Origin of the sequence: Janthinobacterium sp. (genome assembly GCF_009923995.1) — a bacterium.
Taxonomy (GTDB): Bacteria; Pseudomonadota; Gammaproteobacteria; order Burkholderiales; family Burkholderiaceae_D; genus Janthinobacterium.
In genome coordinates, this window is record NZ_RFSK01000026.1 from 44,956 (window position 1) to 59,708 (window position 14,753).

At 64.2% G+C, this 14,753-nt stretch carries 14 protein-coding genes and 1 tRNA gene; all 15 read left to right on the forward strand.

Annotated features, from left to right (window positions below; all coding sequences use genetic code 11):
- Positions 1-48 precede the first annotated feature (48 nt).
- The 15 genes from EBS11_RS14565 to EBS11_RS14635 all read left to right on the forward strand — a co-directional run bounded on the left by EBS11_RS14565 (position 49) and on the right by EBS11_RS14635 (position 14,672).
- Positions 49-693 carry an outer membrane lipoprotein LolB gene (locus tag EBS11_RS14565; protein ID WP_290603755.1) on the forward strand — a complete coding sequence of 215 codons (645 nt, stop codon included), beginning with the start codon at positions 49-51 and terminating at the stop codon, positions 691-693.
- A complete protein-coding gene (gene ispE / locus EBS11_RS14570; protein WP_290603756.1) occupies positions 690-1,574 on the forward strand; it encodes a 4-(cytidine 5'-diphospho)-2-C-methyl-D-erythritol kinase in 885 nt (294 codons plus the stop codon). Before EBS11_RS14565 ends, ispE begins: the two co-directional genes overlap by 4 nt.
- 88 nt (positions 1,575-1,662) lie before the next feature.
- Positions 1,663-1,739: transfer RNA gene (locus tag EBS11_RS14575), tRNA-Gln, on the forward strand.
- Positions 1,740-1,890: 151 nt separating this feature from the next.
- Positions 1,891-2,841 carry a ribose-phosphate pyrophosphokinase gene (locus EBS11_RS14580; protein ID WP_034753270.1) on the forward strand — a complete coding sequence of 317 codons (951 nt, stop codon included), beginning with the start codon at positions 1,891-1,893 and terminating at the stop codon, positions 2,839-2,841.
- A gap of 166 nt (positions 2,842-3,007) precedes the next feature.
- Positions 3,008-3,616, forward strand: a complete 609-nt coding sequence (locus EBS11_RS14585; RefSeq protein WP_128141099.1) for a 50S ribosomal protein L25/general stress protein Ctc — start codon at positions 3,008-3,010, stop codon at positions 3,614-3,616.
- Between the two features lie 115 nt (positions 3,617-3,731).
- Complete coding sequence (gene pth, locus EBS11_RS14590) at positions 3,732-4,316, forward strand: aminoacyl-tRNA hydrolase (RefSeq protein ID WP_290603759.1); 585 nt, start codon at positions 3,732-3,734, stop codon at positions 4,314-4,316.
- A gap of 201 nt (positions 4,317-4,517) precedes the next feature.
- Entirely contained in the window at positions 4,518-5,609 is a 1,092-nt protein-coding gene (gene ychF, locus EBS11_RS14595; protein WP_152256820.1) for a redox-regulated ATPase YchF, read from the forward strand.
- A 219-nt stretch (positions 5,610-5,828) separates the two neighbouring features.
- On the forward strand, positions 5,829-6,347 hold the full coding sequence (locus EBS11_RS14600; RefSeq protein ID WP_290603797.1) for a sigma-70 family RNA polymerase sigma factor: 519 nt from the start codon (positions 5,829-5,831) through the stop codon (positions 6,345-6,347).
- 8 nt (positions 6,348-6,355) lie between these two features.
- Entirely contained in the window at positions 6,356-7,363 is a 1,008-nt protein-coding gene (locus EBS11_RS14605) for a FecR domain-containing protein (protein ID WP_290603760.1), read from the forward strand.
- 95 nt (positions 7,364-7,458) lie between these two features.
- Positions 7,459-9,243, forward strand: coding sequence for an ABC transporter ATP-binding protein (locus EBS11_RS14610; RefSeq protein ID WP_290603761.1), 1,785 nt, complete (start codon positions 7,459-7,461; stop codon positions 9,241-9,243).
- Entirely contained in the window at positions 9,237-11,003 is a 1,767-nt protein-coding gene (locus tag EBS11_RS14615) for an ABC transporter ATP-binding protein (RefSeq protein ID WP_290603763.1), read from the forward strand. The genes EBS11_RS14610 and EBS11_RS14615 overlap by 7 nt, the downstream gene beginning before the upstream one ends.
- 13 nt (positions 11,004-11,016) lie before the next feature.
- Positions 11,017-11,973, forward strand: coding sequence for an iron chelate uptake ABC transporter family permease subunit (locus tag EBS11_RS14620; RefSeq protein WP_290603765.1), 957 nt, complete (start codon positions 11,017-11,019; stop codon positions 11,971-11,973).
- On the forward strand, positions 11,970-12,920 hold the full coding sequence (locus EBS11_RS14625; RefSeq protein WP_290603767.1) for an iron chelate uptake ABC transporter family permease subunit: 951 nt from the start codon (positions 11,970-11,972) through the stop codon (positions 12,918-12,920). Before EBS11_RS14620 ends, EBS11_RS14625 begins: the two co-directional genes overlap by 4 nt.
- Complete coding sequence (locus EBS11_RS14630; protein ID WP_290603769.1) at positions 12,917-13,687, forward strand: ATP-binding cassette domain-containing protein; 771 nt, start codon at positions 12,917-12,919, stop codon at positions 13,685-13,687. Before EBS11_RS14625 ends, EBS11_RS14630 begins: the two co-directional genes overlap by 4 nt.
- A 1-nt stretch (position 13,688) precedes the next feature.
- Complete coding sequence (locus tag EBS11_RS14635; protein ID WP_290603771.1) at positions 13,689-14,672, forward strand: siderophore ABC transporter substrate-binding protein; 984 nt, start codon at positions 13,689-13,691, stop codon at positions 14,670-14,672.
- Positions 14,673-14,753 lie beyond the last annotated feature (81 nt).

The following is a 14,753-nucleotide window of genomic DNA, read 5'->3' on the forward strand; positions in this document are numbered from 1 at the left end:
ACTCCACTATCCAAACCAGCGTCGCGGCGCTGGTTTTTCCTTTTGCCCATGTCTAGACATCTCCTGCCCCTGGCTGCACTGTGCCTGGCCCTGTCGGCCTGCTCGACCCTGCCTTCCCCATTTTCGTCCGGCGCCCCGACATCGAGCGCAAGCGTGGCGCCCTACCGCGAGCAGGTGGAGCTGACGGGCCGCCTGAACGTCGTCTACCAGAAGGATGACAAGCCCGAGTCGGCCACCGTCAACTTCAACTGGCAGCAGACGGCTCAGCGCACCGACGTGACCCTGTTTACGCCCGTGGGCAGCACCCTGGCGACCATCGCCGTCACGCCGCAGGAAGCCGTCCTGACGCAAAGCGGCAAGGCGCCGCGCCGCGCACCCGACGTCGATACCCTGAGTGCGCAGATGCTGGGCTGGTCCTTGCCCGTGTCGGGTTTGCGCGACTGGCTGCAAGGCTATGCCATGGGCGCCGACGGCAAGCGCTTCGTCGCCTCGCCCGCCAATGACAGCGTGACGACCAAAGATGGCTGGCGCTTGCGCTATGTGTCGTGGCAAGATGCTGCTGACAATACACCGGGCGCCTTGCCGCAACCGCGGCGTATCGATGCCGAGCGCACCACCAGCGCGCAGGCCGATGCCGTGTCGCTGCGCATCGTGCTCGATCCCGCGCCTTCCGCACCTGTAACCGCACCATGACACTGACGACCCTGAACAATTGCCCGGCCCCCGCCAAGCTGAACTTATTTCTGCACGTCAACGGCCGCCGCGCCGATGGCTATCATCTGCTGCAGACGGTGTTCCAGCTGCTGGACCATGGCGACACCCTGCATTTCGCCTTGCGCGACGATACGGCGATCCGCCGCGTGACGGCACTGGCCGGCGTGCCGGAAGAGCAGGACCTGATCATCCGCGCCGCGAAACTGCTGCAGGCCGAGGTGCTGCGCCGCACGGGCGCCTTGCCGCGCGGCGTCGATATCGCCATCGACAAGGTGCTGCCCATGGGTGGCGGCCTGGGTGGCGGCTCGTCCGATGCGGCCACGGTGCTGATGGCGCTGAACCGCCTGTGGCAGGCGGGTTTGAGCCGCGAGGAATTGATGGCGCTGGGCTTGCCGCTGGGCGCCGATATCCCGTTTTTCATCTTTGGCGAGAATGCCTTTGCCGAAGGCGTGGGCGAGGCCCTGCAGCCTGTCGTCACGCCCGATTGCTGGTACGTGGTGATCGAGCCGGGCGTGCAGGTGCCCACCGCTGCAATTTTTTGCGTGGAAGGCTTGACGAGGAATACTGAACCCGTCACAATAGCGGACTTTTCCAGGCACCTCGCAGAAGGAAACGATGCGGGCGGGTTTGGTAAAAATGATTTACAGCAAGTGGCATGCAGTCTTTTCAAGCCGGTAGCAGATGCGGTAGAATGGCTGGGTGCTTACGGTGAGGCCAGGATGACTGGTTCCGGTGCTTGTGTATTCAGTGCGTTTTCCAGTGCAGAAGAAGCGGATGCGGTGCTCAGAAATGTGCCACCTGTCTGGGTAGCCTGGAAGGCAAAAGGGCTGAATCACCATCCGATGCTCACGATGTTGTGATGAAAAGTAAGCAGCAAAAAAAGATTTTGCTTAGCGTCAAATAGTCGGTATAATACTGGCCAACATGACGGCAAGCAGTCAGTAACGTAGGGGAATCGCCAAGCTGGTTAAGGCACTGGATTTTGATTCCAGCATGCGAAGGTTCGAATCCTTCTTCCCCTGCCACCCATTTCACCGTAGTCTGTCGATGCGAAGTTGGCGTCCAGTGCGGGAAAAAGCAGATGTGTCGCCACGCGGCATATTCTAAACAGTGACTGACCGGGCCTATGCCCGGTTAGTGCTTTTCAAGACTTCTATATCACCTCTTGGGACTCCCATGGCTTACGAAAACCTGATGGTTTTTACCGGCAACGCGAATCCAGCGTTAGCAGAGGGGGTCGCAAAAAACCTCGGCATCCCTCTCGGTAAAGCAAACGTTTCGAAATTCTCCGACGGCGAAGTAATGGTCGAGATCAACGAAAACGTGCGCGGCAAGGATGTTTTTGTTTTGCAATCCACCTGTGCTCCAACCAACGATAGCTTGATGGAAATCATGCTGATGGTTGATGCCTTGAAACGTGCTTCCGCTGGCCGCATCACCGCCGCGATTCCTTACTTCGGCTACGCCCGCCAAGACCGTCGTCCCCGCTCCGCGCGTGTGGCGATTTCGGCCAAGGTGGTGGCGAACATGCTGGAAGAAGCCGGTGTCGAGCGCGTCCTGATCATGGACTTGCACGCTGACCAAATCCAGGGTTTCTTCGATATTCCAGTCGACAATATCTACGCTTCGCCAATTTTGCTGGGCGACCTGCAAAAGAAAAACTACCAGGACCTGCTGGTGGTGTCGCCGGACGTCGGCGGTGTGGTACGTGCGCGCGCCCTGGCAAAACGCCTGGGCTGCGACCTGGCCATCATCGACAAGCGCCGTCCAAAGGCGAACGTGTCCGAAGTGATGAACATCATCGGTGAAGTCGAAGGCCGCAACTGCGTGATCATGGATGACATGGTCGACACGGCAGGCACCCTGACCAAGGCTGCCGAAGTGCTCAAGGAGCGCGGCGCGAAAAAAGTCGTGGCATATTGCACGCACGCGGTGCTGTCCGGCCCGGCGATCGACCGTATTTCGGCCTCGCCACTCGATGAGCTGGTCGTGACCGACACGATTCCCCTGTCCGAAGCGGCCCTGGCCTGCGGCAAGATCCGTCAATTGACGTGCGCGCCGCTGCTGGCCGAGACGTTCAAGCGCATCATCAAGGGCGATTCGGTTATTTCCCTCTTTATCGATTAATTCGACAAGAGCAGCAACAGACGTCACCTGCGGCGCGACCGGCTTTTTGCCTGTTGCGCCGTAGTATTTTAGTTTTCGGGGCGCGCATGCGCCCATTTTCGAGGATTCCTGGTCGCGGGAGTCCTCATAACACAAGGCGCAAGCCTTGTTCTTCTTGGAGTTTCACATGAAAGTTATCGCATTTAAACGCGAATTGCAAGGTTCCGGAGCGAGCCGCCGCCTGCGCATTTCCGGCCAAACCCCTGGTATCGTCTACGGCGGCGCTGAAGCCCCAGTGCTGATCTCGCTGGATCACAACGCCCTGTACCACGCGCTGAAAAAAGAAGTGTTCCACTCGTCGATCCTGGATCTGGAAATCGACGGCGTTTCCCAGCAAGTTCTGCTGCGCGACTTCCAAGTCCACGCATACAAACAACTGGTTCTGCACGCTGACTTCCAACGCGTTGATGCTAAGCAAGCTATCCACGTGAAAGTGGCACTGCACTTCGTAAACGCTGACGTTTCCCCAGCAGTCAAACTGCACGGCGCGACCATCAGCCACGTAGCGAACGAAATCGAAGTTTCGTGCCTGCCAGGCCAACTGCCAGAATTCATCAACGTTGACCTGTCGAACATCGACGTCGGTCACTCGCTGCACGTTGGCGACCTGGTCCTGCCAGCTGGCGTGACCGCTGTCACCCACGGCGCCAACCTGACCATCGCTACCGCTTCGGTACCGGCTGGCCACGTTGCTGCTGAAGCCGCTGCTGCTGAAGTTGTTGCTGACAAGAAGTAATTTTGCCGCCGCAGCAATGCGGTAGTTGCAAGGAAAAACCCGCCAGGTTCGCCGCGCGGGTTTTTTTCTGCCTGTTTTCACCGATAATGCTTTCTTTTACCTAGCAGACACAGCCATGCCCATACGCCTGATCGTCGGCCTCGGCAACCCGGGACCCGAATACGAACAAACCCGCCACAATGCCGGCTTCTGGCTGGTGGACAACCTCGCCAACAGCCTGCCCGGCACGCGCCTGCAGCGCGATTCCCGCTACAACGCCATGCTGGCGAAAACGTCGATAGCCGGCAAGGAAGTCTGGCTGCTCGAACCGCTGACGTTCATGAACCGCTCGGGCCAGTCCGTGGGCGCGCTGGCGCGCTTTTTCAAGATCGCCGCCGATGAAGTGCTCGTCGTGCACGATGAACTCGACTTGATGCCTGGCATCGCCCGCCTGAAGAAGGGCGGCTCGGCCGGCGGCCACAATGGCTTGAAGGACATCACGGCCGCGCTGGGCACGCAGGATTACTGGCGCCTGCGCCTGGGCATCGGCCACCCGCGCACCCTGAGCCTGCAGCAGCAGGTGGCCGATTTCGTGCTGCACCGCCCGCGCCGCGAAGACCAGGAGCTGATCGAGCAAGCGATCGAGAAATCCTTGCAGGTCATGCCGCAGATCGTCGACGGCAAGTTCGAGGCGGCGACGATGAAGCTGCATACGGCCTGATGGCGGCACGATGCGCACGCTTTGCCGCTGCCTGGCAAGCAAAGGCTTTTGATGCGCGCCTGTCAGGGGTACAATTGACCCCTTGAAATGCAGCACACGCACTATCCCCGGAAAATGGTGAACAATCGCCCCATTTTCCCTAACAGCACCGCAAGCACGCCGATTGGCGGCGCCATGTGCTTTGATTATTAAAGGTTTTTCATGAGTCTCCAATGCGGTATCGTCGGCTTGCCGAACGTCGGCAAGTCCACCCTGTTCAATGCACTGACGAAAGCCGGCATCCCGGCTGAAAACTATCCGTTCTGCACCATCGAGCCGAACGTCGGCGTCGTCGAAGTGCCGGATCCGCGCATGGATGCGCTGGCCGCCATCGTCAAGCCGGAACGCATGGTCAACGCCATCGTGGAATTCGTCGACATCGCCGGCCTGGTGGCCGGTGCATCGAAGGGCGAGGGCCTGGGCAACCAGTTCCTGTCGCACATCCGCGAAACGGACGCCATCGTCAACGTCGTGCGCTGCTTCGAAGATGACAACGTCATCCACGTGGCCGGCAAGATCAACCCGCTCGACGATATCGAAGTCATCCAGACCGAACTGGCGCTGGCCGACATGGGCACCGTGGAAAAAGCCATCCACCGCGAAAACAAGAAAGCCCGCTCGGGCGACAAGGATGCGGCCAAGCTGCTGGCCATCATGGAACGCATGATGCCGTACCTGAACGATGCGAAACCCGTGCGCGCCATGGGCCTGGATGCCGACGAAATGGAACTGATCAAGCCTTTGTGCCTGATCACGGCCAAGCCGGCCATGTTCGTGGCTAACGTGTCGGACACGGGCTTCACGGACAACCCGCTGCTGGACCAGCTGACGGCCTACGCGAAATCGCAGAACGCCCCCATCGTCGCCATCTGCGCCGCGCTGGAAGCGGAAATCGCCGACCTGGACGACGCCGACAAGGGCGCTTTCCTGGCCGACATGGGCATGGAAGAGCCAGGCCTGGATCGTTTGATCCGCGCCGGCTACAAGCTGCTGGGCCTGCAAACCTACTTCACGGCGGGCGTGAAGGAAGTGCGCGCCTGGACCATCCCCGTGGGCGCCACGGCGCCGCAGGCGGCCGGCGTGATCCACACCGACTTCGAACGTGGCTTCATCCGCGCGCAAACCATCGCCTATGACGATTTCATCGCCTACAAGGGCGAAGCGGGCGCCAAGGAAGCGGGCAAGATGCGCGCCGAAGGCAAGGAATACGTCGTCAAGGATGGCGACGTGCTGAACTTCCTGTTCAACGTTTAATTCCCGCACCCGCCCCGCGCGGGCAGCAAAAAAACCCTGCAAGTCATTGATTTGCAGGGTTTTTTGTTGCCTGTTCGGCGGAGGCCGACGCTTTCCCATGCCGCAGCTGCGGGCCAGGCCGGTTGCGCGCGCCTTGCTTTTTCCTATACAATGAGAATAATTCTCATTTATACCTATGTGCCCGCCATCCCGCTGGCCATCGACCACAGGAAGGGCATCGTGAGCACCGCCGAGTTAGCGCTTCAGCAGCAAGTCAGCAGTCTGTACACCGACCACCATGGCTGGCTGCGGGGCTTGCTGCGCCGCAAGCTGGGCAATGCCTTCGATGCGGCCGACCTGGCGCACGATGTGTATCTGCACCTCATGAAGACGGGCAAGGTGCCGCCTGCGGGGGAATCGCGGCGCCACCTGACGCAGATCGCCAACGGCATGGTCATCGACCTGTACCGGCGCCGCCAGATCGAAGCGGCCTACCTGGAAGTGCTGGCCCTCGTGCCCGAAGCGCTGGTGCCGTCCGAAGAGGAGCGCGCCCTGGTGCTCGAAGCGCTGGCGGAAATCGACGCCGTGCTGCACCGGCTGCCAGCCAAGGCGCGCACCGCCTTGCTGTTGTGCAAGCTCGACGGCATGAGCTACCGCGACATCGCCGCCGAATTGCAGGTATCCGTCTCATCCGTCGAAAAATACATCGCCGCCGGCCTGCTGGCCTGCTACCAGGCCTTGCACGGCCCGGTCAACTGACCTTACGCATGTCCACGCTGCGCTCCGACAGCCGGAACAACGATGACGCCCCCATCGACCAGGCCATCGTCCGGCAGGCCGCCCGGTGGATGGCCCGCCTGTGGTCCGACGACGCCAGCGACGCGGACCAGGCCGATTGTGCCCGCTGGCGCGCCGAGCACCCGCAGCATGACCTCGCGTGGCAGCGCCTGCAGGCATTCGAAGGCAAGCTGCACAGCGTACCGCGCGACGTGGCCCGCCACGCGCTGCGCGAGCCGGCGCCCGCCGCCTACCTGAACCGCCGCCGCGCCCTGAAGCTGCTGGCCGTGCTGCTGCCCGTGGGCGGCATGCTGTATGCGGCGCGCGGCACGGATGCCTGGCAAGTGGCGACGGCCGGGCACAGCACGGCGACAGGGGAACTGCGCGACATCATGCTGCCTGACGGCACGCGCGTCATGCTGGCCTCGGCTTCGGCCATCGACGTGCGCTACGACGCCGGCGAGCGCCTGCTGGTCTTGCGGGCCGGCGAAATCCTCGTCACCACGGCGCACGATCCCGCGCAGCGGCCTTTCCGCGTGCAAAGCCGCCACGGCACGGTGCGGGCGCTGGGCACGCGGTTTACCTTGCGGCAAGACGAACACACCTCGCGCGTGGCCGTCTTCGAGGGGGCGGTGGAAGTGCGCCTCGCGCATGCGCCCGGGCGGCCCGTGCGCATCGCGGCAGGCGGGGGCGCCGTCTTCTCGGCCGACATCGTGCAGTCCGCCGACCCCGTGCCGGCCAGCGCGGCGGCCTGGACGAAGGGCGTGCTGGTGGCCGACAACCTGCGCCTCGATGAACTGCTCGCGGAACTGGCCCGCTACCGGCCCGGCCTGCTGCGCTGCGATGCCGCCGTGGCCGGCCTGACGGTCAATGGCGTGTTTTCCTTGCGCGACACGGACCGCGCGCTGCACAACCTGGCGCTGGCCTTGCCGGTGCAGATCGTCGCGCGCACGCGCTACTGGGTCACGGTACAAGCCCTCCCCCAGGCCGCGGCCTGACAATTTTGCCGGCCCGGTTGAGGGTTTTGGCATCTCGTTCGGGATATAGGGTGAGAGCCACTCTTTTCTTCTGACACCATGCATGTCCTTTTTTCATGAGTACCCATGACGCGGCCCCGGCCGAATCCAGACAGGCCGGCCCCATCAGCCGGATACTGCATCCCATCCGCGGGCGCCTGATCGTTGCCGCCGTGCTGGCCGGCACCGGTTCCATGCTGACGCTGGTGCCGCTGGCCGGCATCGCGCGGATCGCGCAAATCGCCATGGACCCTGCGCCAGCGCAAGACGCTCCCTGGCCGATCATCCTCGCCAGCGTGGCTTGCCTGTTCCTCGGCATGGCGCTGATCTCGCTGGGCGAGCTGGCCGCGCACCTGGCCGACAACCGCATCACCCACCAGTTGCGCCTGCAAGCCATGCAGCGCCTGGGGCAGGTGCCGCTGGGCTGGTTCACGAGCCGCGCCTCGGGCGAGGTCAAGCAGGCGATGCAGGACGATATCAACACCCTGCACAGCCTCACGGCCCACTTCTACACGACGACGGGGCGCGCCGTCGGCGCCATCGCCATTTCCGTCATCTATCTGTTCGCCATGGACTGGCGCCTGGCCATCGTCTCGCTCTTGCCATTTCCCGGCTTCTTCCTGTTCTTCGGCCGCGCCATGAAGGCCAGCGGGACGAACATGGAGCAATTCGTCGCCGGCATGGGGCGCATCAACAATGCCGTGGTGGAGTTCGTCAACGGCATCCCCGTCGTCAAGGCGTTCGGCGCCACGGGCCGCGCGCACGGCAGCTACCGCGCGGCCGTCGACGCGTTTGCCGATGCCTTCGCCGCCTTCACGCGTCCCCTCGTCGGCTCGATGGCGAACGCCAATGCGCTGATCGCCCCCGTGGCCGTGCTGGGCGTGGTGGTAATTGCCGGCACCGCCTTCGTGGCCGTGGGAACCATGGCGCCCCTGGAGATCCTGCCGTTCGCGCTGGTGGCGCCCGGCATGTCCGCGCCCATGTTGCTGCTGCATTACCTCACGCATGACCTCAACAACGCCGCCGGTGCCGCCCAGCGCGTGCAAGCCTTGCTCGATACGCCCGTGCTGGCGCAGCCGGCGCCGGAGCAGCAGCAATTGCCGAACGGCACCGAGATCCGCATGGAAGGCGTCGCTTACGCCTACGACGGGCAGCACAAGGTCTTGTCGGACATCAACCTGACCCTGGCGCCCGGCACGGTGACGGCCATCGTCGGCGCCTCCGGTTCCGGCAAATCGACCCTGGCGCGGCTGCTGCTGCGCTTTTTCGACCCCACGCAAGGGCGCATCACCCTGGGCGGCGTGGACTTGCGCCACGTCGCCACGTCCGAGCTGTACCGGCGCATCGGCTTCGTGCTGCAGGAAGTACGGCTGATCCACGCCAGCGTGCGCGAGAACATCGCGCTGGGCCGGCCCTCGGCCAGCCTGCACGAGGTGGCAGAGGCGGCGCGCCTGGCGAACATCCATGAACGCATCCTGGCCTTGCCGCGCGGCTACGATTCCGTGATCGGCGAGGATGCGCAACTGTCCGGCGGCGAGCTGCAGCGGGTGAGCATCGCCCGCGCCGTGCTGCTCGACCCGGCCGTGCTGGTGCTCGACGAAGCGACGGCGGCGGCCGATGCGGAAAATGAAGTGGCGATCCAGGATGCGCTGTCGCGCTTTGCTCGGGGCCGCACCTTGCTCATCATTGCGCACCGGCTCGACACCATCATGCACGCTGACAATATTGTCGTCGTCGACAACGGCGCCATCGTCGAGCAGGGCAGCCACGCGAGCTTGCTCGCAGGCAAGGGCCGCTATGCGCAACTGTGGGCGCTGGGCGGCTGCCTGGCGTCCCCCGAAGAAGCGGAGTTCCCATGCTGAAGACGTTCATTCAATTGCTGGGCGATGATGCGCCCGTGTTCCGCCGCTACTGCGCCATGGCCATCGCGTATGGCGTACTCAGCGGGTTGACGATCACGGCGCTGGTGCTGGCCCTGGGGCGGCTGCTGTCCGCCGACGTGGGGGGCGCGGCCCTGTGGCTGCTGGTGCTGCTGGCCGGGCTGCTTGCCTGCTGGGGCTGGCGTCGCCAGGTGGAAAGGGCGGGCGTGCGCGTGGGCGTGACGGTCTTGCAAGGGGCGCGCCAGCGCCTGGGCGACCATGTGGCGCGCCTGCCCGTCGGCTGGTTCACGCCGGAGAACACGGCCAAGCTCGGTCACGTCATCACGCAGGGCATGATGAACGTGGCCCAGCTGCCCGCCCACGTGCTCACGCCCGTCATCTGCGGCGCCGTCACGCCCGTGGTATTGCTGGCCGCGCTGTTCGTCCTGCACTGGCCGCTGGGCCTCGTTGCGCTGCTGGCGCTGCCCCTGCTGGCCGGCGCCCTGCGCCTCACGGCGCACCTGGGCCAGCGCGCCGACGATGCCTATCACCACCATTTTGCCCAGACCAGCCAGCGCCTGGTGGAGTTTGCGCAAGCGCAATCCGTCTTGCGCGCATTCAATGGTGACGGTGATGGCGGCGGCACGCGTTTCCTGCAGCGAGCCATCGACGCGCAGCGCCATGCCGGCACGCGGCTGATCTATCTGTCGGCCTTGGCGTCCGTGCTCAATGCCTGGGTCGTGCAAGCCATCTTCGCCGGCCTGCTGGCCGCCGCCGCGCTGTGGCTGCAGAGCTTGCTGGGTGCCGCATCCGCCGCGGGCGATACCCTCGCCGTCATCGTCGCATTGCTGCTGGTGGTGCGCTTCGTCGATCCGCTGCAGGAAGTGGCCAGCTATGGCGAAGTGCTGCGCGGCGCGCGGGGGCCGCTCGACGCGGCGCGCGATATCTTCGCCGTGCAGCCCCTGCCCGAGGCGGCCGCGCCGCGGGCGCCGCACGGCGGTGCCGTCGAGTTGCGCGATGTGCACTTCCGCTATGCACAGGATCAAGCCGACGTATTGACGGGCATCAACCTGCACTGCGCGCCGGGCAGCATGACGGCGCTGATCGGCGCGTCCGGCTCCGGCAAGACGACCCTGGTGCGCCTGGTCGCGCGCTTCTTCGACGCCAGCGCAGGCTCGGTGCTGGTGGGCGGCGTCGACGTGCGCCACATGTCGAGCGAGCAGCTGGCCGGCCAGATCAGCCAGATCTTCCAGGACAGCTATCTGTTCCAGGGCAGTATCGGCGACAACATCCGCCTCGGCAAGCCGGGCGCCGCCGATGCCGAGGTGCTGGAAGCGGCGCGCCTGGCGGGCGTGGCCGAGATCATCGCCCGCCTGCCGCAGGGACTCGATACCCCGGTAGGCGAGGGCGGGGCGCGCCTGTCCGGCGGCGAACGCCAGCGCATCGCCATTGCCCGCGCGCTGATCAAGGATGCGCCGATTCTGCTGGTCGACGAAGCGACGGCCGCGCTCGACGCGGAAAACCAGGCCGCCATCGCCGACGCGCTGGCGCGGCTGCGCGGCAAGCGCACGGTGATCGTCATCGCCCACCAGCTGTCGACGGTGGCCATGGCCGACCAGATCGTCGTGCTCGATGGGGGCCGGGTCCGCGAGCAGGGCGCGCCGGCACAGCTGCGCGCACGCGATGGTCTGTATGCCCACTTCCTGGCCCAGCGCCAGGCGGCCAAGGGCTGGCGCATCGCCTCCGTGGCGCCGCAGCAATGAACGGGATGACGAGTTGACACGCGCACCTCTGTTTTGCCTGTTCTTCCTGCTGTGTGGTGCTTCGCTGCTGGTGGGCGCGCGGGACATTGCCTGGACGCAGCTGTTTTCGCTGTCCGACGGGCTGTCCGATGACATCTGGCTGACCCTGACGGCCAGCCGGCTGCCGCGCCTGGCGGCGCTGGTGCTGACGGGCGTGGGCCTGTCCGTCTGCGGCGTCATCCTGCAGCACATCGTGCGCAACAAGTTCGTCGAGCCGGCCACTTCGGGCGGCCTGGACGCAGCCAAGCTGGGCATCCTCGTCGCGCTGACGGTGGCGCCGGCGGCGGGCACGGCGGGCAAGATGGCCTTCGCGCTGGCTTTCTGCTTCGCCGCCAGCCTGGTCTACGTGGCGCTGATCCGCCGCATCCGCTTCAAGAACACGATACTCGTGCCCGTCATCGGCCTCGTGTATGGCGGCGTGCTGAGCGCCGTGGCCGAGTTCTATGCCTACCGCAACAACATCCTGCAAAGCATGCAGGGCTGGCTGCTGGGCGACTTCTCGAAGGTCGTGCAGGGCAACTATGAAATCATCTATCTGGTGCTGCCCATCGTCGCCCTCACGTATCTGTACGCGCAGCGTTTCACGGTGCTGGGCATGGGCGAGGGCATGGCGACCAGCCTGGGCCTGAACTATGGGGGCACGGTGGCGCTGGGCCTGATGCTGGTGGCCGTCACGGTGGCGGCCACGGTGATCACGGTGGGCGCGATTCCCTTCGTCGGCCTGGCCATCCCGAACCTGGTGGCCTTGCGCTACGGCGACAACCTGGGCCGCACCCTGCCCATCGTCGCCCTGTGCGGCGCTTCGCTGCTGCTCGCTTGCGACATCGCCGGGCGCTTGCTGATCTACCCCTTCGAAGTGCCGATCGGCCTGACGGCGGGCGGCGTGGGCGGCCTGCTGTTCCTCTTCCTGATCATCCGGGGGCGGCAATGAGGCGGATCGTCAACCCGCGGACGCTGTGGCTGGCCGTGCTTGTTCTGGCGCTGGTGTTCCTTTGCGTGGGCGCAAACTTTGATGTGGAGTACGTCATCCCCAAGCGCCTGGCGCGCCTGGCCGCCATCGTCATCGGCGGCGTCTGCGTGGCCGTCTCGTCCATCGTGTTCCAGACCATCGCGGGCAACCGCATCCTGACGCCCGCCGTCATGGGCTACGAAGCCGTGTATTTGCTGCTGCAGTCGCTGCTGATCCTCGTGATGGGCATGCACAGCCTGGTGCTGCTGGGACAGAACGGCAACTTCGCGCTGTCCATCGCCCTGATGCTGGCCTATTCCTGGGCCATCCATTACTGGCTGTTCAAGGATGGCCGGAACAATGTGTATTTTTTGCTGCTGCTGGGCTTCGTGCTGACGATGGTGATCGGCACGTTTACCCAGTTCATCCAGCTGCGCATCAGCCCCGGTGAATTTGCCATTTTGCAAGGGTTCAGCCAGGCCTCGTTCAACAAGGCGCAGCCCGTGCAATTGCTGTACTCGGCCGTGCTGGCGGGCGCCGCCTGCGTGGCCATCGTGACAACCTTGCCGGCGCTCGACGTGCTGGCGCTGGGGCGCGAGCAAGCCACGTCGCTCGGTATCGACTACCGGCGCATGGTGCGGCTGCAGCTGGCGCTGATCGCCGTGCTCGTGGCTGTATCGACGAGCTTGCTGGGGCCCACGGCCTTCATGGGCATTTTTGTTGCGAACACCACGTATGCGCTGGCCCGCACGGGACGCCACCGCGCCACCTTGCCGCTGGGCTGTGCCATTGCCATCGCCATCTTCCTCGTCGCCCAGTTGCTGGTCGAACACGTTTTCAATTACCGGACCACCGTCGGCATCCTCGTCAACCTCGTGTGTGGCGCGTATTTCCTTGCGCTCATGGTCCGTACCCGGGGTACCGCATGATCCACGTCAAACAGATCGAAAAAAGCTACGGCAGCAGGCGCGTGCTGGCCAACGTCAGCGCGCAGTTTCCCAAGGGCAAAGTGACGTCCCTGATCGGGCCGAACGGCGCCGGCAAGACCACCTTGCTGATGCTCATCGCGCGCCTGCTGGAACCGGGCGACGGCGACATCACGGTGGGCGGGCGCAGCATCGCGCACATCAAGGTCAGGGATTACGCGCGGCAGGTGGCCACCCTGCGCCAGGCGCCCGATTTTCACTTGCGCCTGACGGTGGAAGAGCTCGTTGCCTTCGGCCGCTTCCCCTACAGCCGGGGTACCCTGACGGCGCAAGACCGGCAAGCCATCGACGACGCCATCGCCTTTTTGTCGCTGGAGCCGTTGCGCCTCGCTTACGTCGATGAACTGAGCGGCGGCCAGCGCCAGATGGCTTTCCTGGCCATGACGATTGCCCAGCAGACGGAGATCCTGCTGCTCGACGAGCCGTTGAACAACCTCGACATGAAACACGCCGTGCAGATCATGCGCGCGCTGCGCCGCCTGTGCGACGAGCAGGGCCGCACCGTGGTCCTCGTGATCCACGACATCAATTTCGCCGCCAATTATTCGGACCACGTCGTCGCCATGCAGGACGGCGCCGTGCGCTTCAGTGGCCCCGCGCACGAGGTCGTCACGGAGGAGCGCTTGCGGGCACTGTACGACATCGATTTCGACATCGTGCGCAATGCGCGCGGCTGCGTTTGCAATTACTTTACCCCCACAGGAGCTTGACATGATCTGGAACAAACCTTTCTGCGCGCTGGCCGTGCTGGTCGCCGCCACGGCCGCCTTGGCAGGCTGCAGTGATCAGGCGGCGACACTGGCGCCGGCGCCTGCCGCCGCCGCGTCACAGCAGGCATTTTCTCCCATCACCATCGTGCACAAGCTGGGCACGACGGTGGTCACGCAGCGCCCGCAGAGGGTCGCCGTGCTCGACATGAACGAGGTCGATTTCCTCGACCAGCTGGGCGTGCCGGTGGCCGGCATGGTAAAGGATTACGTGCCGCATTTCCTCACGCGCTACAAGGACGATGCGGGCATCCGCGACCTGGGCGCCATCGTGCAGCCGAACCTGGAACACATCCATGCGCTCAAGCCCGATTTGGTGCTGATGACCTCGATCCAGGCCAACCATTACCAGGAGCTGAGCCAGATCGCCCCCACCGTGCATTTCGACGTGGACTTCAAGAACAGCCAGAGCAAGCACATCGACGTGATCAAACAGCACCTGCTGACCCTGGGACGCATCTTCGGCAAGGAAGATATCGCCAGCCGGAAGGCCGCCGAGCTTGACGCGAAGGTGGCGCATGCGCGCACTGTGACGCAGGCGCGTCCCGAGAAGGCGCTCATCGTGCTGCACAACAACGGCGCCTTCAGCGCGTTCGGCGTGCAGTCGCGCTACGGCTTCGTCTTCGATGCGCTGGGCGTCAAGCCGGCCAGCACGGCTGTCGAGGCGGGCTTGCATGGACAGCCCATTTCCAGCGAATTCATCCAGCAAGCCAATCCCGACATCATCTATGTGGTGGACCGCACGGCCGTGATGGAGCACCGTCCCGTCATGACGGCCGAACAGATGGGCAATCCCCTGTTGCGCCAGACCAATGCCTGGAAGAACGGCCGTGTCGTCTTCGTCGATGCGGACGCCTGGTACATCATGGGCGCCAGCGTGACGTCGCTCAAGAGGGTGATCGACGACGTGCTCAAGGGCTACCAGTAACGCCTCTTATTTTTCGTAATGATTCGTATTTGTATTGAGGGTTTTGCCTTTTCGTTCGGGAGATAGGGTGAGAACAAGCAA

Bases quoted from the DNA above. Each gene is read 5' to 3' on its own strand.
- EBS11_RS14625 (WP_290603767.1), top strand. From the start codon at position 11,970: ATGAGGCGGATCGTCAACCCGCGGACGCTGTGGCTGGCCGTGCTTGTT.
- EBS11_RS14580 (WP_034753270.1), top strand. From the start codon at position 1,891: ATGGCTTACGAAAACCTGATGGTTTTTACCGGCAACGCGAATCCAGCG.
- EBS11_RS14635 (WP_290603771.1), top strand. From the start codon at position 13,689: ATGATCTGGAACAAACCTTTCTGCGCGCTGGCCGTGCTGGTCGCCGCC.
- EBS11_RS14615 (WP_290603763.1), top strand. From the start codon at position 9,237: ATGCTGAAGACGTTCATTCAATTGCTGGGCGATGATGCGCCCGTGTTC.
- EBS11_RS14605 (WP_290603760.1), top strand. From the start codon at position 6,356: ATGTCCACGCTGCGCTCCGACAGCCGGAACAACGATGACGCCCCCATC.
- EBS11_RS14585 (WP_128141099.1), top strand. From the start codon at position 3,008: ATGAAAGTTATCGCATTTAAACGCGAATTGCAAGGTTCCGGAGCGAGC.
- ychF (WP_152256820.1), top strand. From the start codon at position 4,518: ATGAGTCTCCAATGCGGTATCGTCGGCTTGCCGAACGTCGGCAAGTCC.
- pth (WP_290603759.1), top strand. From the start codon at position 3,732: ATGCCCATACGCCTGATCGTCGGCCTCGGCAACCCGGGACCCGAATAC.
- EBS11_RS14565 (WP_290603755.1), top strand. From the start codon at position 49: ATGTCTAGACATCTCCTGCCCCTGGCTGCACTGTGCCTGGCCCTGTCG.
- EBS11_RS14610 (WP_290603761.1), top strand. From the start codon at position 7,459: ATGAGTACCCATGACGCGGCCCCGGCCGAATCCAGACAGGCCGGCCCC.
- EBS11_RS14630 (WP_290603769.1), top strand. From the start codon at position 12,917: ATGATCCACGTCAAACAGATCGAAAAAAGCTACGGCAGCAGGCGCGTG.
- ispE (WP_290603756.1), top strand. From the start codon at position 690: ATGACACTGACGACCCTGAACAATTGCCCGGCCCCCGCCAAGCTGAAC.